22 protein-coding genes are annotated in these 22,323 nt (G+C 62.4%); 8 read left to right on the top strand and 14 right to left on the bottom strand.

All coding sequences use genetic code 11. The annotated features are described in order from the left end of the window. Positions 1 to 7: 7 nt before the first annotated feature. From AC3WP7_RS24730 to cpaB, 4 genes are read right to left on the bottom strand one after another with little or no spacing between them, the layout of a single operon-like run. Complete coding sequence (locus tag AC3WP7_RS24730) at positions 8 to 1,279, bottom strand: TadA family conjugal transfer-associated ATPase (protein WP_092250005.1); 1,272 nt, start codon at positions 1,277 to 1,279, stop codon at positions 8 to 10. Beyond that, positions 1,276 to 2,469 carry a CpaE/TadZ family protein gene (locus AC3WP7_RS24735; RefSeq protein WP_071491576.1) on the bottom strand — a complete coding sequence of 398 codons (1,194 nt, stop codon included), beginning with the start codon at positions 2,467 to 2,469 and terminating at the stop codon, positions 1,276 to 1,278. Before AC3WP7_RS24735 ends, AC3WP7_RS24730 begins: the two co-directional genes overlap by 4 nt. Beyond that, entirely contained in the window at positions 2,466 to 3,683 is a 1,218-nt protein-coding gene (locus tag AC3WP7_RS24740; protein WP_092250008.1) for a type II and III secretion system protein family protein, read from the bottom strand. Before AC3WP7_RS24740 ends, AC3WP7_RS24735 begins: the two co-directional genes overlap by 4 nt. 19 nt (positions 3,684 to 3,702) lie before the next feature. Then, a complete protein-coding gene (gene cpaB / locus AC3WP7_RS24745) occupies positions 3,703 to 4,644 on the bottom strand; it encodes a Flp pilus assembly protein CpaB (RefSeq protein ID WP_093128527.1) in 942 nt (313 codons plus the stop codon). Between the two features lie 331 nt (positions 4,645 to 4,975). Between cpaB and AC3WP7_RS24750 the strand changes: the two genes are divergently transcribed. Further along, entirely contained in the window at positions 4,976 to 5,167 is a 192-nt protein-coding gene (locus AC3WP7_RS24750) for a Flp family type IVb pilin (RefSeq protein ID WP_058423609.1), read from the top strand. Between the two features lie 58 nt (positions 5,168 to 5,225). Further along, entirely contained in the window at positions 5,226 to 5,630 is a 405-nt protein-coding gene (locus tag AC3WP7_RS24755; protein WP_071491573.1) for a response regulator, read from the top strand. Positions 5,631 to 5,650: 20 nt separating this feature from the next. On the opposite strand, the gene AC3WP7_RS24760 is transcribed toward AC3WP7_RS24755, so the two are convergent. The 4 genes from AC3WP7_RS24760 to AC3WP7_RS24775 form a co-directional block, all read right to left on the bottom strand. Then, positions 5,651 to 7,333, bottom strand: a complete 1,683-nt coding sequence (locus AC3WP7_RS24760) for a ShlB/FhaC/HecB family hemolysin secretion/activation protein (RefSeq protein WP_102593069.1) — start codon at positions 7,331 to 7,333, stop codon at positions 5,651 to 5,653. A 175-nt stretch (positions 7,334 to 7,508) separates the two neighbouring features. Next, entirely contained in the window at positions 7,509 to 9,071 is a 1,563-nt protein-coding gene (locus AC3WP7_RS24765) for a collagen-like triple helix repeat-containing protein (RefSeq protein ID WP_172963362.1), read from the bottom strand. A 301-nt stretch (positions 9,072 to 9,372) separates the two neighbouring features. Then, entirely contained in the window at positions 9,373 to 10,221 is an 849-nt protein-coding gene (locus tag AC3WP7_RS24770; RefSeq protein WP_102593070.1) for a MaoC family dehydratase, read from the bottom strand. Positions 10,222 to 10,223: 2 nt separating this feature from the next. Further along, on the bottom strand, positions 10,224 to 11,567 hold the full coding sequence (locus tag AC3WP7_RS24775; protein ID WP_102593071.1) for a 3-oxoacyl-ACP reductase: 1,344 nt from the start codon (positions 11,565 to 11,567) through the stop codon (positions 10,224 to 10,226). A gap of 105 nt (positions 11,568 to 11,672) precedes the next feature. Between AC3WP7_RS24775 and AC3WP7_RS24780 the strand changes: the two genes are divergently transcribed. Together AC3WP7_RS24780 and AC3WP7_RS24785 are read left to right on the top strand one after the other, a co-directional pair. Continuing rightward, positions 11,673 to 12,950, top strand: a complete 1,278-nt coding sequence (locus AC3WP7_RS24780; RefSeq protein ID WP_092250022.1) for an acetyl-CoA C-acetyltransferase — start codon at positions 11,673 to 11,675, stop codon at positions 12,948 to 12,950. Between the two features lie 124 nt (positions 12,951 to 13,074). Further along, complete coding sequence (locus AC3WP7_RS24785; RefSeq protein WP_014716761.1) at positions 13,075 to 13,974, top strand: PA4780 family RIO1-like protein kinase; 900 nt, start codon at positions 13,075 to 13,077, stop codon at positions 13,972 to 13,974. Between the two features lie 133 nt (positions 13,975 to 14,107). On the opposite strand, the gene cueR is transcribed toward AC3WP7_RS24785, so the two are convergent. The 3 genes from cueR to AC3WP7_RS24800 all read right to left on the bottom strand — a co-directional run bounded on the left by cueR (position 14,108) and on the right by AC3WP7_RS24800 (position 17,154). Beyond that, positions 14,108 to 14,509: a Cu(I)-responsive transcriptional regulator gene (gene cueR, locus AC3WP7_RS24790; RefSeq protein WP_092250025.1), complete on the bottom strand. Its 402-nt coding sequence runs from the start codon at positions 14,507 to 14,509 to the stop codon at positions 14,108 to 14,110. Continuing rightward, positions 14,506 to 16,707 (bottom strand): heavy metal translocating P-type ATPase, encoded by a 2,202-nt coding sequence (locus AC3WP7_RS24795; RefSeq protein ID WP_102593072.1) that lies wholly within the window; start codon positions 16,705 to 16,707, stop codon positions 14,506 to 14,508. Before AC3WP7_RS24795 ends, cueR begins: the two co-directional genes overlap by 4 nt. Positions 16,708 to 16,773: 66 nt before the next feature. Then, complete coding sequence (locus AC3WP7_RS24800; RefSeq protein WP_071491565.1) at positions 16,774 to 17,154, bottom strand: hypothetical protein; 381 nt, start codon at positions 17,152 to 17,154, stop codon at positions 16,774 to 16,776. Between the two features lie 147 nt (positions 17,155 to 17,301). Between AC3WP7_RS24800 and AC3WP7_RS24805 the strand changes: the two genes are divergently transcribed. Both AC3WP7_RS24805 and AC3WP7_RS24810 read left to right on the top strand, forming a co-directional pair. Beyond that, a complete protein-coding gene (locus AC3WP7_RS24805) occupies positions 17,302 to 17,499 on the top strand; it encodes a heavy-metal-associated domain-containing protein (protein WP_092250031.1) in 198 nt (65 codons plus the stop codon). Positions 17,500 to 17,584: 85 nt separating this feature from the next. Next, entirely contained in the window at positions 17,585 to 18,778 is a 1,194-nt protein-coding gene (locus AC3WP7_RS24810; protein WP_058423620.1) for a Bcr/CflA family multidrug efflux MFS transporter, read from the top strand. Between the two features lie 8 nt (positions 18,779 to 18,786). Here the strand turns inward: AC3WP7_RS24810 and AC3WP7_RS24815 are convergent, their stop codons facing one another. The 3 genes from AC3WP7_RS24815 to AC3WP7_RS24825 all read right to left on the bottom strand — a co-directional run bounded on the left by AC3WP7_RS24815 (position 18,787) and on the right by AC3WP7_RS24825 (position 20,448). Beyond that, positions 18,787 to 18,969, bottom strand: a complete 183-nt coding sequence (locus AC3WP7_RS24815; RefSeq protein WP_071491563.1) for a hypothetical protein — start codon at positions 18,967 to 18,969, stop codon at positions 18,787 to 18,789. Positions 18,970 to 19,115: 146 nt separating this feature from the next. Continuing rightward, positions 19,116 to 20,129 (bottom strand): zinc-binding alcohol dehydrogenase family protein, encoded by a 1,014-nt coding sequence (locus AC3WP7_RS24820; RefSeq protein WP_092250037.1) that lies wholly within the window; start codon positions 20,127 to 20,129, stop codon positions 19,116 to 19,118. 25 nt (positions 20,130 to 20,154) lie between these two features. Further along, entirely contained in the window at positions 20,155 to 20,448 is a 294-nt protein-coding gene (locus AC3WP7_RS24825; protein ID WP_092250040.1) for a putative quinol monooxygenase, read from the bottom strand. Between the two features lie 118 nt (positions 20,449 to 20,566). Between AC3WP7_RS24825 and vimR the strand changes: the two genes are divergently transcribed. Then, positions 20,567 to 21,493: a transcription regulator VimR gene (gene vimR, locus AC3WP7_RS24830; protein WP_102593073.1), complete on the top strand. Its 927-nt coding sequence runs from the start codon at positions 20,567 to 20,569 to the stop codon at positions 21,491 to 21,493. Between the two features lie 137 nt (positions 21,494 to 21,630). Beyond that, positions 21,631 to 22,320 carry an ArsR/SmtB family transcription factor gene (locus tag AC3WP7_RS24835; protein ID WP_102593074.1) on the top strand — a complete coding sequence of 230 codons (690 nt, stop codon included), beginning with the start codon at positions 21,631 to 21,633 and terminating at the stop codon, positions 22,318 to 22,320. Positions 22,321 to 22,323 lie beyond the last annotated feature (3 nt).

Here is a 22,323-nt window from a genome sequence, read left to right on the forward strand (position 1 = left end):
GCGCTCCCTAGGACTGCAACGCCGATTCGCGGCGCAGTTTGTCGCCGGCCGGGTTGAGGGCTTCGCGCAGGAAGCCAAAGCCGGTACGCCGGTCCAGGCGGAACAGGGTATTGGTGACGTACACGTCATCACGCACACCGACCACTTCCACCACTTCGCTCACGCAGCGACGCCCATCGGGCATGCGCGTCAGTTGGATGATCACGTCCAGTGCGGCGCAGATCATCTGGCGCAGGGTTTTTTCGGCGATTACCCGCCCGGTCAGGCCCACCAGGGTTTCCAGGCGCAGCAATGCATCCTGGGCGTTGTTGGCGTGCACGGTGCTCATGGAGCCGTCGTGGCCGGTGTTCATCGCCGTCATCACGTCGAGCACTTCGACACCACGGATCTCGCCAAGGATGATGCGGTCCGGGCGCATCCGCAGGGCGTTGCGGATCAGGTCGCTGGACTTGACTTCGCCGTGGCCCTCGGCGTTGGGTGGACGGGTTTCCAGGCGTACCACGTGGGGGTGGCCCAATTGCAATTCGGCGACGTCCTCGATGGTCACCAGGCGTTCGTGGGGGTTGATCAACTGGCTGAGGATATTCAGCAGCGTGGTCTTGCCGGTGCCGGTGCCGCCGCTGATCAGGATATTGCAGCGCTTGCCCACGGCCTCCTGGAAGAACTCGAAAATGCTCTGGTCGATGGTCTGCATGGCGACCAGGTCGCTGCTCTTGAGCATGTCCTTGCGGAATTTTCGAATCGACAGGCACGGTCCGTCCAGGGCGATCGGCGGGATGATCGCATTGACCCGGCTGCCATCGGGCAGGCGCGCATCCACCATGGGCGAAGACTCATCCAGGCGCCGGCCCAGCGGTGCGAGGATGCGTTGCATCACGCGCTCCACGTGGTGGTCGTCGATGAAGCGCAGGTCGCTCTGGTGCAGCAAACCATCACGTTCGATAAATACTCGATGTGGCCCGTTGACCAGGATTTCGGTCACCGATGGATCGCGCAGCAACACCTCCAGCGGGCCGAAACCAGTGAGTTCGTCAACGATCTCTTCGGCCAGGCGCTCCGTCTCGTAGCGCGAAATCGCCAGGCGCATGCGCGTGATGTACTCGGAGACTTTGTCGGTGACGAATTGCGCCAGGGACTGGCGCGTGCCTTCGAGCAGGTTCTTGCCCGACTCCTCGATGGCGTCGATGATGTAGCGATGCAGCACCAGTTTCAGGCCATCGTGATCGGTGTTGCCACCGGCAGCGCGGGCCGGGCCGCCAAACAGCTTTTCTCCGTTCATCGTCCTGACCCCAGGATGCGTTCAAACCAGCGCATCGAAGGTTTTGCCAAACCCTCGGAGCGTTTTGCCAGGCGCTCGCCCAAGGCGCGCACGGCCTGGGTCAAGGGTTCGCGTGGCGCCAGGGCGAACAGCGTCTGGCCCTGGTTTTTCACATTCAGGCGCAGTTCGGCACTCAGGGGCAGCACGGCGACGCATTCGAGGCCGAAGCTCTTTTCCAGGGCTTCGGTGTCTGGGGCGCAGGCCTTGATGTAGCGGTCCACTACCAGTTTGGCATGCTCAAGCTTCATGCCTTTTTCACGCCAGCGATTGATCACCGCCAGGTTGCGACGGCAGTCCAGCACGTTCTGGTCGGTGCACCACAGCAGTTTGTCGCAGTGGCTGACAAAGGTGCGCAGGGCTTCGCTGTCCGGCTGTCCGGTAATGTTCACGACGATGTGCTGGAAGTGTTGGCGCAAGGCGCTGAGCAACATGTACAGCTCGGCGGCGCTGGTGAGTTTGAGCGGTTCGTCACCGGTGGCGTACGCCAGGATGCGCAGGCCATCCAGGGCGGTGGTGAAGGCGCTGTTGATCAAGGTGGTGTCGAGGCGGCGCAAATGCCGCAGCGCATCGCCGAAATTGAACGTGCTCTCCAGGCCCAGCAACGCCAGGCTGTCGCTGCGTGGCAGGCCGAGGTCGAGCAGCAGGGTCTGCTGCCCGCTCTTTTGCACCACCAGCGCCAGGTGGGTGGCCAGCATCGCGCCGTCGGCGTTGCTCTGGGTGCCGAACAGCACGGTCAGGCCGCCCAGTTGTGCGTTGGGGGTCACGGTCGGCAGGCGCTTGCTCAGGCGCCGCACCAGGCCGGCCACTTCGCTGGAGCGTGAGCCGTAGGCCACGAAATCGCGGGCGCCGGCACGCATGGCATTCAGCACAAGCTGGTTGTCCATGCCATCGCCGAGGGCAACTACGGCGAGCATGGGCTTGGCCTCCAGCGCCCCTTCGATCAGTGCGCTCTGGGCCACCAGGTTTTCGCGGTCAAGGCCGATGAACACCAGGTTGGCGAAGGTCACATCGACCAGCGCCAACAGTTCGTCGAGGCTGCCGGTGCCGGCACTCACCACTTGGCCAAGCGGTGCGAGGGCCCCCTGCAGCCACTCAAGGTCAGTGGTGTTGCGGGTGATGGCGAGGAAGGTCTGGCTCAGGCTATCGCTCATTGGGAAAGTCCACTGCGACGGTCGAAGTTGCCGTTTTCCAGGAAGAACAGCCGGTACCAGTTCGGGTCGTAGTTGCGCAGTTTTTCGCCGGGCAAGGAGGGCAGTTGGGCGTTGGCGGCCAACGGCTGCACCAAGTGCGGCGTGACGATCATCAGCAGCTCTTTTTCTTCGCGGCTGATCGTGGAATCGCGGAAAAATGCGCCAAGGATGGGGATATCGCCCAGCCCTGGAAATTTATCGATGGTCGAGCGGTTGTTGGTGCTGATCAGGCCGCTGATCACGAAGCTTTCGCCATCGGCCAGGGACACGCTGGTGTCGGTACGGCGTACAGTCAGGGCCGGCACCTGGATGCCTTGAATCTGCACGGCGTTGCTGTAGTCCAGTTCGCTGACTTCCGGTGCCACCTTGAGAGTGATGCGGTTGCGGTCGATCACGGTGGGGGTCAGGGTCAGGCGAATACCGAACTCTTTGTATTCGATGGAGATGGTATCGCTACCGGAGCTGGGTACCGGGACGGGCACTTCACCGCCGGCGAGGAAGGATGCGCTCTGCCCGCTCATGGCCACCAGGCTTGGGCGGGCCAGGGTGTAGGCAAAGCCGCTGCGCTCCAGGGCGTTGATCATGGCCTTGACCCGGCCGCCGCCAAATCCGACGTTGAAACTGTCCGTGCTCACCGGCAGCTTGAATACCCCCTCAGAGGGCGAAAGAAGGCTGGGGCTACCGAGGAAAAAGTTGGTACCCACGCCGAGAAACTTCGTACTGGCTTCCTTGAGCTTGGTACGGCTGACTTCCACAAAGCGGATGTCGGTCTGCACCTGGCTGGGCAGCAACGGGTCTTGCGAGGGCGACAGCGACACGCTGGTCAGCGCCGAGGTGGCCTTGCCCTTGACGAACACCATGCTCTGGCGCGGCGCGCTGGCGCAGGCGGTCCACACCAGCAGGCTGGTGGCGCCGCTGCTGACACCGGTGAGCAGGAAGTTACGGTCACCGTTGACCCGCACGTCGGCGATTTTCGGATCGCCGATGGCCAGGCGCGTAATTGCCACGGGCGATTGCAGTTCCTGTTGCAGGCCTTCTCCCACCTCGACCACGGCGGGCAGCTGGCCCAGGGCACTGCAGTTGCCCGGCGCTGCCAGGGCCATGCCGATCGGCAGGCTCGCCAGCATCAGGGCGCAGGCCAGTTGCGTGAACATGGGTGCGTAGCGATGGCTCATTCAAGGCATCCTTGCTCGATCACGGGGTTTGTGGTGCCGCCTGGGCACCGCGAATCACTTCAATGCCACGCCGTACACCAGGCCCACCGCCAGCCGGCACGACGGGTTTGGGCGGGCCGGTCAACGCCAGTTGAGTGAACTGGTAAAGGTCGCGGTTAGCGCTTTCCAGCTTCTGCGCGGTGTCGTCTTCACCGGCCCAATAGCGGCTGAGCAGTTGTTCCTCGGCACTGCGCACGGCCAGGCGCAAGGTCCCGGCTTGTGCCGCGAGCATCATGCGGCTTAATAAGGGCTCCGGCACGGCCAGCACCACGGTGCGTGCGGTGAGTCGACGTTGTAGGGCCTGGGCGCGTTCTTCGGCGGTAGCCGGGGGTGGCACTGCCGGTTGGCCATCGTTGGCCAGGCCCAATTGATCACCGACGCTGAGCAGGCGCATCGCCGGTAGGACGATCTGGGCCGACTGTTCGGCGTTGCCGGCATCCTGGCGCAGGAACAGCAACACATCCACGTAATCGCCGGGGCTCAATTGGCCTGCGGCGCCGACCACCTCGTCCACGGCCACGGCCAGCGCGCGCTCGTTGGGTCGGATCATGCGCGAGAGGGGGCCGCCGGCGTTGAAACTGTCCTCGTTGAGCCAGGTACCGGCGCCGAGGGTTCTCAGAGGTATGCGCCCGATGGCCTGGTCGAGTTGGGTCAGGCTGCCGGCGGGCGCGGTGCGCAGTTTCTCGACGGACAGGTCCGCGGCGGTCAGTGGCGTAAAGGCAGGCACTTCATGCCGCAGGACGACCACCGGCTGGCGGGTTTGGTCTTCAGCGGCGGCGAGGGTTTTTTCAACGGAAACGACAGGTGCGGCAGGCGCTGCGACGGGCTCAGGTGCGCGACTCAACACCAGCCCCCAGTACCCGGCAATCAATGCCCCGATCAGCAACAAGCCGGCCAGGACCATGCTGATGCGACTGTTCATGACGGCTCTCCCTTTCCCGTTGCACTGCACACCCTGTTAATCCAAACGGGTTAATCCGCAACCTGGCTGTGATGAACATCTAACGATTTGGCTATTTGAAGGTAGCTCAGCTAGGACGAAATGCCATTACCGCGGGGAAAAATTATCTGAAGCAGAAAGTTGGCCTTTTAAACTGCGGTGTTGTGGCGTCAACGTTGCGACTAATACTTTGTGATTAATCCGTTCTTACAGTTGTGAGGCCAGGGTTTGTTGACAATGCTCTAATGGCACGCCGCGATCATCTGGTGGTAGAGCCTTTCCGGCTTTCAGTGGCGTTTTAGGGAGAAGTCCAATGTTCCTTGACATGATGTTGAAGCTGTATGTCCAAACCCAACTTTTTTTTCAACGCAAAGACGGTGCGTCCGGGATTGAGTACGCGATCATTGTGGCCATGGTTGCATTGGTGATCGTCGGTGCCGGTTCTGGGCTGGGAACTAAGATCAAATCGATCTTCGACAGCGTCGCCACTAAGATGACCACTTGATAGCGTCTTTTTCCATGTGGAAACGCCTTATCAACGTTCTTCCTGTCCAGGTACAGCCATGAGCGCCTCTTCGACTTCCCGCCAACAAATTCTTTTGGTGGATGACGAAGAGGACGCCCTGATCGAACTCGCCGAATCCCTCGAAAACGAAGGGTTTGTGTGTTTCACCGCCAATTCCGTCACCTTCGCCCTGCAAGAATTGACACTTCACCCCGACATCGCCCTGGTCATCACCGACCTGCGCATGCCTGAGGAAAGTGGCATTTCCTTGATCAAGCGCCTGCGCGAACACACCTCGCGCTCGCACTTGCCGGTGATTGTGATGTCGGGTCATGCCGAAATGGATGATGTGAGCGACATGCTGCGCCTGCAGGTGCTGGACCTGTTTCGCAAGCCGATCTACCTGGTGCGGTTGATCGATACGTTGAACAACCTCTTCCCCCTGCCCAAAGCGAAACCTTAGAGCCTGGCCTCTATAGGGGATTACAGTTGGTAGCTGAAGCTCAGTGAGTAGCGCGGCCTGCGGTTGAAGCTGTCCAGCGCAATATCTGACATGGGTTTGGCGGCTTCCAATGCAATGTTGTAGTACTTGTTGTCACCAAAGCGCAGGCCCATCGCCGCAGATGACATATCGCTGGCCCTGACCGGCAGGTTGTTGAACCAGGACTTGGCGCGGTCGAACACGATATAGGGCTGCAGGATCCGCACCCACTCACCGGCGCGGTTGTAGCTGTAGTTGACCTCATACGCCAACCCCCAGCCCTTGTCGCCGGAACCTTGGTCATCGGGGTAGCCACGCCCGAAGTTCTGCCCGCCGAAGGTGGCACGCTCGCTGTCGGGCAGGGTGTCATCACTCCAGTAAAACGCTCCCGACAGCACGCCCTGCCAGTTATCGAAGAACTTGTCGCTCTGGACGCCGGACAGGCGCAGGCGGAAGAAATCCAGGTCCGGCTTGAGTCCTTCGAAATCACTACGGGTCTTGGCACCCATGCCGTCTATCCCCTGGTACAGGCCGGCACTGAGAATGCGTAACTGGCGCGTGTCGGCCTTGCGCCAGTCACCTTCAAAGGCCAGGGCGCGCAGGTTGGTTTCGATGTCGAAGCGCTGGGGGTAGCCCACCAGTTGGTAGCGCGTGGTCTGGTCGACCGCGTACAGGCGCGTGCCCAGGGTCAGCGACTCGTTGGGTGAGGCAATCAACGGATGGCTGAGGCCGACGGAATAGCGATCGATGGCCTGGTGCGGCTTGAGCGCGAAGCCGCTGCCCAGTTGCAGGCTGGTGTTGGGATCGGCGCGATAGCGCTCAGCGCCGAGCGCCAGTTGCGTCCCCTCGGCATTCACGAACTGGCTGTAGCCCACGCGGTAGTAATGCTCTTTATCCTTGCCAGGTGGGAGCAGACCGCTGATGTTGAGCTGCTCGCCCATGCTGGTCTGCGCGTTGCTGGTACCGGTAAGCAGGGCCTGCAGGCCACCACGGCTGTCGTCGGTCATGCTCATGCTGCTGGTGAAGGGTTTGCGGCTTGCGGTGATGTGCATGCTCGTGCCACCGTCAGTGGTACCGGGTGGTGGCACTTGGGCTTGCAACGTGACGCCCGGGATGCGGCCCATGAGCGTGGTGTAGCGCTCGAAGGTCTTGCGGGTCAGGGGGCGTTCGACCAGAAGCTTGTCGGCCAACTTGTCGACGTAGGTCGAGACCGAGCCGATGTCGCCACTTTGCTGGTAATCCTTGATATAGCCCTCCACCAGCACCACGCGCACCAGGCCGTTTTCAAAGTTCTGCTGGGGCAGGAACGCATAGGACAGCAGATAGCCGTCCTGTTGGTACCGACGTGTGATACCGCGGGTAGCTTCGATCAACTGCGCCAGGTTGGTCTCATGGCCGATTAACGGTTCGTAGGCTTTGGCGCTCTCGGCGAGAGGGTAGACCGTGCCACCCTCGATCTGCAGTTTGCGAATCGTCACCTTGGTGTCCATCATCAGCGGCTGGCCCTGGGTAGGCGGTGCTTCAGGCACCTGGGTTTGCGGCGTGACCGGTCGATAAGCATCGGCAGGGAGGTTGGGCACTGGCAAGTTGCGGATGGTGTCGTTGCTGTTGAGGAAGCGGGGAAGGGTCTCGGCCTGGGCGTAGGCACTGAGAGAAAGCAATAACAACGGCGTCAACACGCGCATAGGACACTCCATGGTCAACTGCAGCAGCGTTTCGGGCCCACCGGGTTCTGGGACTCGGTTCGGGAGGAACATGGTGCCAAGCCCCATAAAAAAGACGAGAGACTTATTGGGGGGCTCTCGTCTCAACCAAGCGTAGGCGCTGTAGGTGAGGCCGTCTAATCGGCCAGGTGCATTTCTATTGACCGGTGAGGCCTGTGAGCAAACCGCCTACACCGGTGTTGGTGGTAGCGCCTGCACTGCCGTTGGCGGAGGCGCCGACGCTCAAGCCACCGAGCAGGCCGCCACTGCTGGCGGTACCTCCAGTGACCAGGCCCCCGACCGAGCCTACCGTGCCGCCTACGGCACTGACGGTATTGCCCAGCGCGTGAGTGATCGGGTTGGCATTTGCACCGGTCAGCGTGGTCCCGACGTTGGTGACTGCGGCGCCCACGTTGGTCACCAGGCCGTTGACCGGAGCACCGACGCCTGTGGTTGTGCCGATGTTTTGCGTGAGGCTGGCCACGCCTGAGGTCACCGGATTGAGGGCTGCGCCGACATTGGTTGCCAGGCCTGCGACGGGTGCCGTTGCCCCCGTGTTGGCCACGCCGGTACCACCGATGACCGTGCCGAGGGAGGCGACGGTGCCGCCCAGCGCGCCACCGGTGACACCTGCTGCGCTGACCGCGCCGTTGGTGTTGCCAGCGTTCAGCCCGTTACCGACGTTTGCCACCAGGCCACCCACCAACTCCGGCAAGCCAGGTGCGGAAGCGCCACCCGCTGGAGCGACATAACCCCCTGATTTGTCGAGCACGCCACCGACGCCGGTCAATGCGCCACCCACGATGTCAGTGACGGGGTTACCGGTACCGCCTGCGCTGGCCACCTGGCCACCCAGGCCGGTGACTGCGGCACCGACCTTATCCACCAGGCCGTTTACCGGGTTTCCCAGACCGGTTGCGTTGCCGAGGTTGCCGGTGGTGTTTTCCACCAACGACACCACGGGTACCAGCACTCTTGCGCCGACACGGCCGGTGATCGAGCCCAGCGGGCCGGTGGTGCTGGCGGTACTCAAGGTATCGCCGAGCATGGTGACGGCCTGGCCAACCTGGTCGACCAGGCCTCCTGCTGCGCCCCCTACACCGCCGGTCAGTCCGCCGACGACTGGAACACCGCCCAGCGTAGTCGACAACGATCTGCCAGTGGTCGAAAGGCCGTCGCCCAAGTCGGCGACGCCATTACCTACACCCGCCACGGTGATGCCTAAGGAGTTGCTGTTTGTGCCCAGGGAGCCCAGGCCTGCAGTGACGCCGGTTCCGATACTGGTGACCGCATTGCCGGTTGCGGTGACCAGGCCTCCTGCGGTGGTGCCGACGATGGGGACGCTGGTCAAAGTGTCCCCCAGATCGCCGACGGCAGCGCCTACGTTACCCACGGTGCCGCCCAGGGTACCGACAATCTGGCCGGTGACCAGAGGTGTGCTGGCCGAGCCTGTGCCGCCACCCGTACCACCGCCTGTGCCGCCACCCGTGCCACCGCCTGTGCCACCGCCTGTGCCACCACCTGTGCCGCCACCCGTGCCGCCTGTGCCACTGCCATCACCGCCACTCGTGCCACCCCCGGTTCCTGCACCTGCATCCGGGGAGGATGCTGCAACGCTGGATTTGTGCCCACCACCACCGCTGCTGCAGCCGCCGAGTGCCAGTGCTACTGCCAGGGCCAGCGCGGTACTTGCTTTCCAAAACACAACTTGAGTTTTCATGATTGAGTTCCTTGCACCTGTACAACCTTGGTTGTCTTCAAGCGCTCGCTACTTCTGGGGATAGCGATGCGTTTGTCCGTGCGGCTATAACAGCCCCGGCGGTGCGTTCTCTCAATGCTCTACTTGGTATTAACGATTTATATACAGCAGCGATGTACCGGTTAAGCAACTAATGCCAAGGGTGTAGAGAAAGGATGTACCAAGATGTATATATGTTATAAATCAATTGGTTAAATAAAAAAGCGAACTTCATAAAGTCCGCTATTACTTAGGGTGTATATATACAATTAATCTGTTTGTTTCAGGCGATCGGCCGCCACTTACCTACCATATGTTCAATATCGCCCGTGCCTTTCAACCGCAACTCTCCGCTGGAACCGGCGGCGCTGGCCAATAACGTCACTTCACCGGGCAGGCGCACGGGTTTCCTGAACTCGACGTCGATCTCGATATTGGCGGCGGGCAAGTGTTCGCCGAGCGCGGCAACGGTGTGCGCCTTGTTCCACAACCCATGGGCGATGGCCTGGGGGAAGCCGAACAGCTTGGCGGTCAGGGCGCTGAGGTGGATCGGGTTGTAATCACCGGAGACTCGCGCATAACGACGGCCGATATCGGCGGGGGCTTTCCAGCGGGTCAGCTCGCTGACCTGGTCGGGGGGCGATTGGGCGATATCTTCTGCCGCGCCTTCCAGCTTCACGCCCCGGCACAACATGCGGCTTTCAGCTTCCCACAGCAGGCCGAGGGAGTCTTCAACCGTGGTGATCAGGTCGAAGGTTGCGCCCTTGGCGTGGGGCTTGAGGTTCTGCGCGTGTACAGCCACAGACAGGTCGCTCACACCCCCCAGGGGGCGATGAATGCGGATGCGGTTACTCAGGTGAATCAGCCCCAGCAGCGGGAACGGAAAACTCTTATCGGTGAGCAACTGCATCTGCAAACCGAACGCAAGGATATGCGGATACGTCGCCGGCAGGATCGGACTGTCGGCAAAGCCGCAGACCTTGCGATAGGCCGCTACCCGCTTGGGGTCGATGCTGACCCGGCAGCGCAACCCGTGCTCGGGCAGCGTGCGGCCGGTGATCTTGCGCTTGAGGGCCGCACGCCAATACAGCGGCGGCAGAGACGGTGCACTGTCTAACGTCTTCCATTGCATGGTTACGCCCCCAGCAGACTTTGCCCACACACCCGCAGCGCTTGCCCGCTGACCGCACCGGAACCCGGTTGGCCCAGCCAGGCTACCGCTTCGGCGACGTCCTGCGGCAGGCCGCCCTGGCCCAGCGAACTCATGCGTCGCCCGGCCTCACGCAAGGCGAACGGGATATGCGCGGTCATCTGGGTTTCGATAAACCCCGGCGCCACGGCGTTGATACTGATGCCGCGCTCCTTGAGCAGCGGCGCCCAGGCCTGTGCGAGGCCGATCAAGCCGGCCTTGCTCGCCGCATAGTTGGTTTGCCCACGGTTGCCGGCGATGCCGCTGATCGAAGCCAGCAGCACTACACGGGCGTTGTCGTGCAGGGTGCCGCTGTCGAGCAGCGCCTGGGTCAGTACCTGCGGTGCATTGAGGTTGACCGCCAGCACCGCGTCCCAGTATTCCGGGGTCATGTTTGCCAGGGTTTTGTCACGGGTGATACCCGCGTTATGCACCAGGATGTCGAGGCCTTTGGGCAAGTGTTCGATCAATTGGTTGCCGGCGTCTTCGGCGCAGATATCCAGCGCTACGGTGCGTGCACCCAGGCGTGCGGCCAGGGCGTCGAGGTCGGCCTTGGCCTGGGGCACGTCGAGCAGGATCACCTCGGCACCATCGCGGGCCAGGGTCTCGGCGATGGATGCCCCGATGCCCCGGGCGGCGCCGGTGACCAGCGCCTTGCGCCCGGCCAGCGGCCGTGTCCAATCTTCGACCGGTGTAGTGCAAGCCTCCAGGCGGATCACCTGGCCGGAGATATAGGCGCTTTTCGGCGAGAGGAAGAAGCGCAGGGCGCCTTCCAACTGGTCTTCGGCACCGTCGCCGACATACAGCAATTGCAACACGCCGCCGTTGCGCAACTCCTTGGCCAGCGAGCGGCTGAAACCTTCCAGGGCGCGTTGGGCACTGGCGGCGAACGGATCGCCGAGGCTTTCCGGCGCACGGCCGAGGATCACCAGGTGTGCGCTGTTATCCAGGTTTTTCAGCAGCGGCTGGAAGAACTCGCGCAGTTGCTTGAGCTGGTCGGTGTGTTGCAAGTCGCTGGCGTCGAACACGACGGCCTTGAGCTTGGGGCCGTGGCCGGGGATCCACGTCGACGTCTCAGCGCCGTAGGTGTAGATCGCGTCGGTGAGCTTGTTGGCGAACGCCTGCACCTTGCTGACCAGTGCACCGCCGCCCAGCAGCAATGCGCCTTCCACCGGGCGCAGGCGCCCGGCCTGCCAGCGTTCCAGGCGTACCGGCGACGGCAGGCCAATGGCGGCGACCAGACGATGGCCGAGGCTAGAGTTGGCGAAGTCGATATAACGGTCAGACATGGAACGCTCTCCGAAGGCTGGGGTTCAAAGGGTTGACCATCCCAGGGTAGCAGTCGTTCGACTAGGCTCAGTAATCCAGCCCATAACAGACAGAGGGAGCTTTCCATGACTCAATTGCGCCGTGTAGCGATCATTGGCGGTAACCGCATTCCCTTCGCCCGTTCCAATGGCCCCTATGCCACGGCGAGCAACCAGGCAATGCTGACCGCGGCCCTCGAAGGCCTGATCGAACGCTACAACCTGCACGGCCTGCGCCTGGGTGAAGTGGCTGCCGGCGCGGTGCTCAAGCACTCGAGGGATTTCAACCTGACCCGCGAATGTGTGCTCGGCTCGCGCCTGTCCCCGCAAACCCCGGCCTATGACATTCAACAGGCCTGCGGCACCGGCCTGGAAGCGGCGTTGCTGGTGGCCAACAAGATCGCCCTGGGCCAGATCGAATGCGGGATTGCCGGTGGGGTCGACACCACCTCCGACGCACCGATCGGGGTGAACGAAGGGCTGCGCAGGCTTTTGCTGCAAGCCAACCGCAGTAAGTCCATGGCGGATAAATTAAAAGTCCTGTTACAACTTCGTCCCCATCACCTCAAGCCGGAACTGCCGCGCAACGGCGAACCGCGTACCGGTTTGTCCATGGGCCAGCACTGCGAATTGATGGCGCAGACCTGGCAGATCCCCCGCGCCGAGCAGGACCAGTTGGCCCTGGAAAGCCACCAGAAAATGGCCGCCGCCTATGCCGAGGGCTGGCACAACGATCTGCTCACGCCGTTCCTGGGCCTGACCCGCGACAACAACCTGCGTCCCGACCTGACCCTGGAAAAACTCGCCGCCCTTAAACCCGCCTTCGAACGCAGCGCAAAGGGCACGCTCACTGCCGGCAACTCCACGCCGCTCACCGACGGCGCATCGTTGGTGCTCTTGGGCAGTGAAGCGTGGGCCAGGGAGCGCGGCCTGCCGATCCTCGCGTACCTGCGCGATGGCGAAGCGGCGGCGGTGGACTTCGTCAACGGTGCCGAAGGCCTGCTGATGGCGCCGGTGTATGCGGTACCGCGCTTGCTGGCGAGGAACGGTCTGACGCTGCAGGACTTCGATTACTACGAGATCCACGAAGCCTTCGCTGCCCAAGTGTTGTGCACGCTCAAGGCTTGGGAGGATGCGGACTACTGCAAGACGCGCCTTGGACTTGACGCCCCCTTGGGTTCCATCGACCGTAGCCGCTTGAACGTTAAAGGCAGTTCCCTGGCCGCCGGCCATCCGTTTGCCGCCACCGGTGGGCGTATCGTTGCCAATCTGGCCAAGTTGCTGGACGCGGCGGGCAAGGGGCGTGGGCTGATTTCGATCTGCGCTGCGGGCGGTCAGGGTGTTACGGCGATCATCGAGCGCTGAAACTGGCATATTGGATGCATTCTTAAGTGATCAACGGTCGCTAGCCTCTCCCACCGGCGAGCTGATTGCCGTATAACGAGTGCCATACGCGTGTTTGGTAATACAGGACCCACAATAAAAGCTGATGAAGACTCCTAAACGCATTGAACCCCTGATCGAAGACGGTCTGGTCGACGAAGTGCTGCGCCCACTCATGAGTGGTAAAGAAGCAGCTGTTTATGTGGTGCGCTGCGGCAACGAATTGCGTTGCGCCAAGGTTTACAAGGAGGCGAACAAACGAAGTTTTCGTCAAGCGTCCGAATACCAGGAAGGCCGTAAGGTCCGTAACAGCCGGCAGGCCCGGGCCATGGCCAAGGGCTCCAAGTTCGGCAAGAAAGAAACCGAGGATGCCTGGCAGAACGCCGAAGTGGCTGCATTGTTCCGCCTGGCCGGTGCGGGCGTCCGCGTGCCCCAGCCGTTCGACTTCCTTGAAGGCGTGCTGCTGATGGAACTGGTGGCCGACGAGTACGGCGATGCGGCGCCGCGTCTGAACGACGTGGTGCTGGAACCGGACCAGGCGCGCGAATACCACGCCTTCCTGATTTCCCAGATCGTGCTGATGCTGTGTACCGGCCTGGTGCACGGTGACCTGTCCGAGTTCAACGTACTGCTCACGCCCACCGGCCCTGTGATCATCGACCTGCCCCAGGCGGTGGATGCGGCGGGCAACAACCACGCGTTCAGCATGCTGGAGCGGGACGTGGGCAACATGGCTTCCTATTTCGGGCGCTTTGCCCCGGAGTTGAAGAAGACCAAGTACGCCAAGGAAATGTGGGCGCTGTACGAAGCCGGCACGTTGCACCCTGCCAGCGTGTTGACCGGTGAGTTCGACGAGCCGGAAGAACTGGCAGACGTCGGCGGTGTGATCCGCGAGATCGAAGCGGCGCGGTTGGATGAAGAGCGCCGCCAGGCGATTCGCGCGGCGGACGATGCGCCGCCGAGCAAGGTGCCGGACGAACCGCCGCCGCCGCCGTGGATGCAGTGATTTCCAGATAACTGGAAATCACAATGTGGGAGGGGGCTTGCCCCCGATAGCGGTGGATCAGCCGGCTTATCTGTAGCTGACCCACTGCAATCGGGGGCAAGCCCCCTCCCACATTGGATTTGTGCACATTCGGTCAGGCGCAGCAGCTTCCGGACGCCAACTCCTTGAGAATCGGACAATCCGGCCGATGATCGCCCTGGCAGTGCTCCACCAGGTCCTGCAAGGTATCGCGCAGTTGCCCCAGCTCAAGAATCTTCTGGTTCAATGCCTCGATATGCTGGCGCGCCAAGGCTTTTACATCGGCGCTGGCCCGTTGCCGGTCCTGCCACAGGGTCAGTAGCCTGCCGACTTCCTCCAGAGAAAATCCCAGGTCGCGCGAGCGTTTGATAAACGCCAGGGTGTGCAGGTCATCCGCGCCGTACACGCGATAGCCACTGTCGGTGCGGTGGGCTGGCTTCAGCAGGCCGATGGATTCGTAGTAGCGAATCATCTTGGCGCTGAGCCCGGTCTGGCGTGCGGCTTGGCCGATGTTCATGGGCGTCGATCCTCCAGGTCCTTGGGTTTCCAGGTCTTCAACAGTAAGGCATTGCTGACCACGCTGACACTCGACAAGGCCATTGCCGCGCCGGCCAATACCGGGTTGAGCAGGCCGAATGCGGCCAATGGAATGCCGATCAGGTTATACACAAAGGCCCAGAACAGGTTCTGACGGATCTTGGCGTAGGTCTTGCGGCTGATCTCCAGGGCTGCCGGCACCAGGCGCGGGTCGCCGCGCATCAGGGTGATACCGGCCGCGTGCATGGCCACGTCGGTGCCACCGCCCATGGCAATGCCGATATCGGCGGCGGCCAGGGCCGGGGCGTCGTTGATGCCGTCGCCGACCATGGCCACCACGCCGGTTGTCTTCAGCTCAGTGACAGTTGCGGCTTTATCGGCGGGCAGCACTTCGGCGTGTACATCGTCGATACCCAAAGCCTCGGCGACCACGCGCGCGCTGCCGTGATTATCACCGGTGAGCAAATGGCTGCTGATGTGCCGGGCCTTGAGTTGCCGTACCGCTTCCAGCGCGCCGGGCTTGAGCGTATCGCCAAAAGCGAACAGCCCCAGCACTCGCGGTTGGGCGCCTTGCTCGATCAACCAGGACAACGTGCGGCCTTCGGCTTCCCAGGCCTTGGCCGAGTCCGCCAGGCCCCCCGCGTTCAAGCCGTTTTCTTCGAGCAGGCGGCGATTGCCCAGGGCCAGCGACTGGCCGTCCAGGGTTCCGGCGATGCCGCGTCCGGTCAGGGATTGGCTGGCCGTCACATCGGCAACTGCCAACCCTTGTTCCTTGCACGCATCCAATACGGCTTTGGCCAAAGGGTGTTCACTGCCGCGTTGCAGTGCGCCGGCGTGTTGCAGCAGCCGCGCTTCGTTGCCATCCATGGCGACCAGGTGGGCGATTTTCGGGGCGCCTGAGGTGAGGGTGCCGGTCTTGTCGAAGACCACGGCGCTCACTTCATGGGCGCGCTCCAGGGCCTCGGCGTCCTTGATCAGGATGCCGTGGCGGGCGGCAACGCCGGTGCCGGCCATGATTGCGGTGGGTGTGGCCAGGCCCAAGGCACAGGGGCAGGCGATCACCAGCACAGCCACGGCATTGATGATCGCGGTCTCCAGGGAAGCACCGTACAGCCACCAGCCCACCAGGGTGATCAACGCCAGCACCAGCACGGCCGGGACAAACACTTGGCTGACTTTATCCACCAGCTTCTGGATCGGTGCCTTGGCGGCCTGGGCGTCTTCCACCAGACGGATGATCCGCGCCAGCACGCTTTCGGCGCCGAGGGCCAGGGTGCGTACCAGCAGGCGGCCTTCGCCGTTGATGGCGCCACCGGTGACTTTGTCGCCAGGTTGCTTTGGCACCGGCAGGCTTTCGCCGCTGATCAACGCTTCGTCGGCGTGGCTCTGACCCTCGACCACTTCACCGTCCACCGGGAAGCGTTCGCCGGGTTTCACCAGCACCAGGTCATTGAGCTTGAGGACGCTGATAGCGACGTCTTCTTCGCGGCCATCCAGTACCCGAATCGCTCGCTCCGGGCGCAGGGCTTCCAGGGCGCGGATGGCGCTGGCGGTCTGGCGTTTGGCGCGGCTCTCCAGGTATTTACCCAGTAGCACCAGGGCGATCACCACGGCCGACGCTTCGAAGTACAGGTGCGGCGTCATGCCTGGGTGAGCGGTGAGCCACTCGTAGATACTCAGGCCGTAACCGGCGCTGGTGCCGATGGCGACCAGCAGGTCCATATTGCCGGCACCGGCCCGCACGGCTTTCCAGGCAGCAATATAAAAGCGTGCGCCGAAGATGAATTGGACCGGCGTGGCCAGGGCGAACTGCGCCCAGGCCGGCAGCATCCAGTGCAGGCCGAAGGGCTCCACCAGCATCGGCAATACCAACGGCAGTGCCAGCAGGATCGCCAGCAGCAACGACCAACGCTCGCGGTGCAGGCGCCGGGCCTGATCGGCATCGGTGGTGGTTTCGCTTTGGGGCAGGCTGGCGGTGTAGCCGGCTTTGTCGACGGCGGCAATCAGCACGCCGGGGTCCATCACACCGAGCACTTCGACATGGGCGCGTTCATTGGCCAGGTTGACGCTGACGCTTTGCACCCCCGGCACCTTGCTCAGCGCGCGCTCGACCCGGCCGGCACAGCTGGCGCAGGTCATGCCGCCGATGGGCAGGTCAAAGGTGGTGGATCCATTCATGGGGCAGTCCTCCAGGAGAAGTTGCCCCTAGCATCAACCTTGACCTGTGGGGAAGGTCAAGCGCCTTCAGTATTCCAATGCGGCGGGCTTGAGGTACATGCCGTCCGGGCCCTGGGCAATGCGCAACTTGCGCACATCACCGACCTTGAGCGTGATGTTCTGCGCAGGCGGTGCCAGCAGGCCCGGCAGGCAACCCGGGGATTGGCCCGGCAGTAACTTCAGGCGCAGTGACAGGTTGCCCGCCGGCAGGTTGAACGAGGTGGCCTGCTCCTGGAACAGCCGACCCGCCAACTGGTCATTCAGGTACAGACCGATTTCGCAGTTGGTCGGCACCTCCAGGCGTTCCCGGGAAATGATCAGCACCGCATAGTCTTCTGCGGCGAATGCTTGGGGCGCGGCGGCCGACAGGCTCATCAGGCCGGCAAGGGCAAAAAACGACCAGCGCATGGCGAATGCTCCGTGGTGTGAATCGAAGATGAGTGAAGCTTGGCCTTTGAAGCGGCCAAATACCAGCCCGGCAGAAACTTCCGGAACTTGACCTTGCCATCGTGGCAAGGTCGAGACTGGGTCCAACCTCATCAAAGGAGTCATGTCATGCAAGTATTCAGCGTTGAAGGAATGACCTGCGGCCATTGCGTTCGAGCGGTGACCCAGGCGGTGCAGAACCAGGACCCGGCGGCCAGCGTGAAGGTCGACCTGGCTGCAAAAGAGGTGGGCGTCGAGAGCCGCTTGTCTGCCGAGCAAGTGATCGAGGCAATCAAAGACGAGGGCTATAGCGCCAAGCTCGCCTGACGCGGACCAATAGTTAGCGAGCTATCGTGTTCAACGCACCCAAGCGCGGCTAGACTATCGGGCTGTCGACTCACTTGGGTGCCCGATGAACCTCCGCATAATCCTGATCCTGGGTGCCTTGAGCGCCTTCGCGCCGCTGGCGATCGATTTTTACCTGCCGGGCTTCCCGGCCATGGCCAAGGCCTTTGCCACCGATGAAAAACACATCCAGCTGACCCTGGCGGTGTATTTCGGCGGCCTGGCCATCGGCCAGTTGATCTACGGTCCATTGGCTGACCGCTTTGGTCGGCGCGGTCCGCTGCTCAGCGGCGTCACCTTGTTCACCTTGGCCTCCTTCGCCTGCGCCTTTGCGCCTTCACTGGAATGGTTGATTGGCGCGCGTTTCGTGCAGGCCCTGGGCGGCTGCGCGGGCATGGTGATTTCCCGTGCCGTGGTCAGCGACAAATGCGACGCGGTGGGGTCGGCCAAAGTCTTTTCCCAACTGATGCTGGTCACTGGCCTGGCGCCGATCCTCGCGCCGCTGGCCGGTGGGTTGATGGTGGGGCTGTGGGGCTGGCAGTCGATTTTCCTGGCGCTGTCGATATTCAGCGTAATGGCGGCCATCGCGGTCGCCGTCGGGTTGCCGGAAACCTTTCCGGCCCATCAGCCGCGCCAGCCGTTGTCCGGCTCGTTGCGTCGCTATGCGGCCTTGTTGTCGGACCGCGTCTACCTCGGGTATGCCCTCACCGGTGGCATTTCGATTGCCGGGATGTTTGCCTACATCGCCGGTTCACCGTTCGTGTTTATCCAACTCTATGGCGTGCCGGCCGAGCATTACGGCTGGCTGTTCGGCTCCAACGCGGCGGGTTTTATCCTCGTGGCGCAGGTCAATGCGCGGCTGCTGTCCAAGCGCGGCCCGGCGTTCCTGCTGTCGCGCAGTGTGTGGGTCTACCTGTTGGCGGCGTTGACGTTGCTGGGTATCGCGGCATTGCGCACCGATGCATTGTGGCCATTGCTGGTGCCGCTGTTTATCTGCATTGCCAGCCTGGGCTGCATTCTGCCTAACACTTCGGCCTGCGCCATGAGCGGGCAGGGTGCACGGGCCGGTAGCGCTTCGGCGTTGCTCGGCTGCATTCAGTTTGGCGTGGCCGCCGGCGCTGCTTCGTTGGTCGGCGTGTTGCACGACGGCACGGCGATGCCGATGGCCATGGTCATCAGCTTGTGCGGTGTACTGGCGGTGACGATTGCGATGTCGACCCAGCGCCTGCAACGCAAACGGGCCTTGCAGGCGCAGGTCTGAAGAGCGGGTCAGCCAGCGGCAGAACGTTGCTGGCTGATGGGGAAACGGTGGGGGGCCTGGATACGGGCTTGCAGGGTGTCGGCAAAGGCGCGGGCCTCGGCCTCGGTGCGGAAGGTGAAGGCGTCCTGGTCGAGACGCACCTGCCATTTATTGCCTGCGGATTTTGCTAACGCTTTTATCAGGATCTTCATTGCTGACTTCCTCACGTAAAAGAATCGTGGCAAAGGCGGCCAATATAAACCCGAATACGCTCACAAATATGACAAGGATCAACTCTCTGACTAGCGGTGTCGTCCATTACTCACATGAATAATGGACGACGCTGACAGCCGTTTTTTCAGAACCCTTCCAGCACGATCTTGCCCTTGGCCTTGCCGCTTTCCAGCAGCGCATGGGCACGGCGCAGGTTGGCCGCATTGATCACGCCGAAGTGTTCGCCCACCGTGGTTTTCAGGGTGCCGGCGTCGATCAGTTCGGCCACGCGGTTGAGCAGGTTGTGCTGCTCGATCATGTCCGGCGTCTCGAACATCGAGCGGGTGTACATGAACTCCCAATGCAACGACAGGCTTTTGCGCTTGAGCTTGCTGACGTCCAGCGCCTTGGGATCGTCGATCAGCGCCAGCTTGCCCTGGGGTTGCAGAGCCTCGACCAGCTGGTCCAGATGATGATCGGTCTGGGTCAGGCTGGCGACGTGGGTCACGTGCGGGTGGCCGGCACTTTTCAGCGCTTCGCTCAAGGGTTGGCTGTGGTCGATCACCAGCTCGGCGCCCAGGTCCCTGGCCCACGCCTGGGTTTCCGGGCGCGAAGCGGTGCCGATCACTTTCAAGGCGGTGAGCTGGCTGGCCAATTGGGTCAGGATCGAGCCCACACCACCGGCGGCACCGACGATCAGCAGGCTCTGGCCTTCATCCTGTTTACCCTCACGCACTTGCAGGCGTTCGAACAGCAGCTCCCAGGCGGTGATCGCCGTCAGTGGCAGCGCGGCGGCTTCGGCAAAGCCCAGGCTTTTCGGCATATGGCCGACGATGCGCTCGTCCACGGTGTGCAGTTCGCTGTTGCCGCCTGGGCGCACCAGGGAACCGGCGTAGAACACCTTGTCACCGGTCTTGAACAGCGTCACGTCGCTGCCGACGGCCTTGACCACACCGGCGACGTCCCAGCCCAGCACCTTGGCGGCGCCGTTTTCCGGGGCGACGTTCTGGCGCACCTTGGTGTCCACCGGGTTGACCGAGATGGCTTTGACTTCCACCAGCAGGTCACGCGGGCCGGCGACGGGCGCTGGCAGCTCGATGTCTTGCAAGGCGTTTGGATCGTTGATCGGCAGTGAGGCGTAGTAGGCAATGGCTTTCATGATGGCTCCGGAAAAAGGGCGATGATCAGGCGAGAAATTTCAGGCGCTTGAGTTCGAAGTGTTCGATTACATCAGCGGCCTGGGTGCGAAAGCTCTGGATATGCGCGCTCTGGTCGTGGTCGGCGAGCGCCGCTTCGTCGCTCCAGCGTTCGAGCATGTAGAAGGTCTCGGGGTGTTGCAGGTCTTGGTGCAGGTCGTATTGTTCGCAACCGGCCTCCAGGCGCGTGGGTTCCAGCAGGCCGCGCAGCAAGGGTTCCAGGGTGGCTTGTTGGCCGGGTTTGGCGATCAGCGTGGCAATGACGTTAAAGGCGGTGGACATAGTCAACTCCAGACACGTGATGAACGGGATGCACAGATGATTGGCTATTTCCCGCGCAGATAAAAGCGGCTAAAACAGCAGTCTGTTTCAATAAAATTTTGATAATGGGCGGGAACACATGCTGCGCTTTGATGATTTGCAGTTGTTTGTACGGGCGGCGGACCTCGGCAGCCTGTCCGCAGCGGCACGGGTGATGGACCTGTCGCCCGCCGTGGCCAGCGCCGCGCTCAAGCGTATCGAACAGCAACTGGACGCGCGCTTGCTGGCGCGTTCCACCCGCAGCTTGCGCCTGACGGCCGAAGGCGAGGGCTTTTTGGAGTATGCCCGTGCTGCGTTGAGTTCACTGGACGAGGGGCGCCGTTTATTGGCCAGCGGCCAGGACCATGTCAGCGGCGTGCTGCAGCTGTCCGCCCCGTCGGATTTCGGGCGTAACCAGTTGCTGCCGTGGCTGGATGAATTTCAGCGTGAGTATCCGCAACTTACCGTGCGTCTGCTGTTGGGTGATCGGATTGCCGACCTGTTTCGCCAGCCGGTGGATATTGCCCTGCGCTATGGTGAGCCCGAGGATTCGAGCCTTATCGCGCTGCCGGTTGCGCCGGAGAATGTTCGCGTGCTGTGTGCCTCCCCCAGCTACCTCGCCCGTTATGGTCAGCCACGGCACCTGGAGCAATTGGCCCAGCACAATTGCCTGCTCTATATGCTCGGAAGCCGGGTTCATGACCACTGGACGCTCCACGACGGCAAACGTGAAGTGAGCTTGACCGTCACGGGGGACCGCTTCAGTGACGATGCCGACGTGGTCCGTCGTTGGGCGGTGGCGGGTGTGGGGATTGCCTACAAATCCTGGCTGGATGTCAGCACCGATGTGCTCGCGGGCCGCTTGCGCCTGATCCTGCCGGAGCTGCGTGGTGAGCGCACGCCGCTCAATCTGCTGTGTGCCCATCGTGCGCAACTGAGCAAGCCCATCAACCTGTTGCGGGAAATGCTCGTATCTCGCTGTGCGACGTTGACCGCTCAATGGCCGGAGCGATTGAGCGCGACGTAGCGCCTTCCATCAGAGCAGGAAATTTCACTCAGGTCCTGTCCCTATCCGCGCTGTCAGACGCCGTGGAACCGGTGGTTTGCGCCCCTATACTCTGGCTCCCACATTAGTAGAAAAATAAGCCAACAGGGAGTGAAAAGATGGAAGCAGCACCTTGCATCAGTCAGATCGCCAGCTTGCTCGCCGAGCCCAAGCGCACCGCCATGCTGTGGGCCTTGATGGACGGTTCAGCCAAGTCACCGATAGAGTTGGCGACGTTCGCCGGTTTGTCCACGACCTCTGCCCATGCGCACCTGGCGCGACTGACCGCAGGCGGTTTGCTGCGTGTGGAAGCCAGGCGTGGCAAGCGCCTGTTTCGCGTGGCGGCGCCGGATGTCAGTGCAGCCATCGATGCTCTGGCCAGGACCACCATGGCCTGCGCTGCGCGCAGCGCGCCGGATGCTTTGCCGCCGACCCTGATTGCTCCGCCGTCGTTACGTCATGCCCGTTTGTGCCATGGGCACCTTGGTGGCGAGTTGGGGGCGCAGTTGTATCAACATCTGCTGGACGCAGGCTGGATCGAGCGCTACGAACAGCGTCCCGATGTCACGGTGAAGGGCGCCCAGCACTTGGCAAAACTGGGGATTTTTACCCAGGCATTGGCGTCGCCGCTGGTGTGTAACTGCTTTGACTGGAGCCAGCAGCAGCCGCACCTGGGCGGTGCGTTGGGGGCGGGGTTGTTGCAACTGTTTTTGCAGTCGAGCTGGATCTGCGTGAGCAATGAGTCCCAGGCCTTGCAGGTCAGTGCCATCGGGCGCAGGGCGATCAGCCGGTTGGCCGTGCCTGAGTGATGG

Source organism: Pseudomonas sp. FW305-3-2-15-C-LB1, assembly GCF_058787615.1.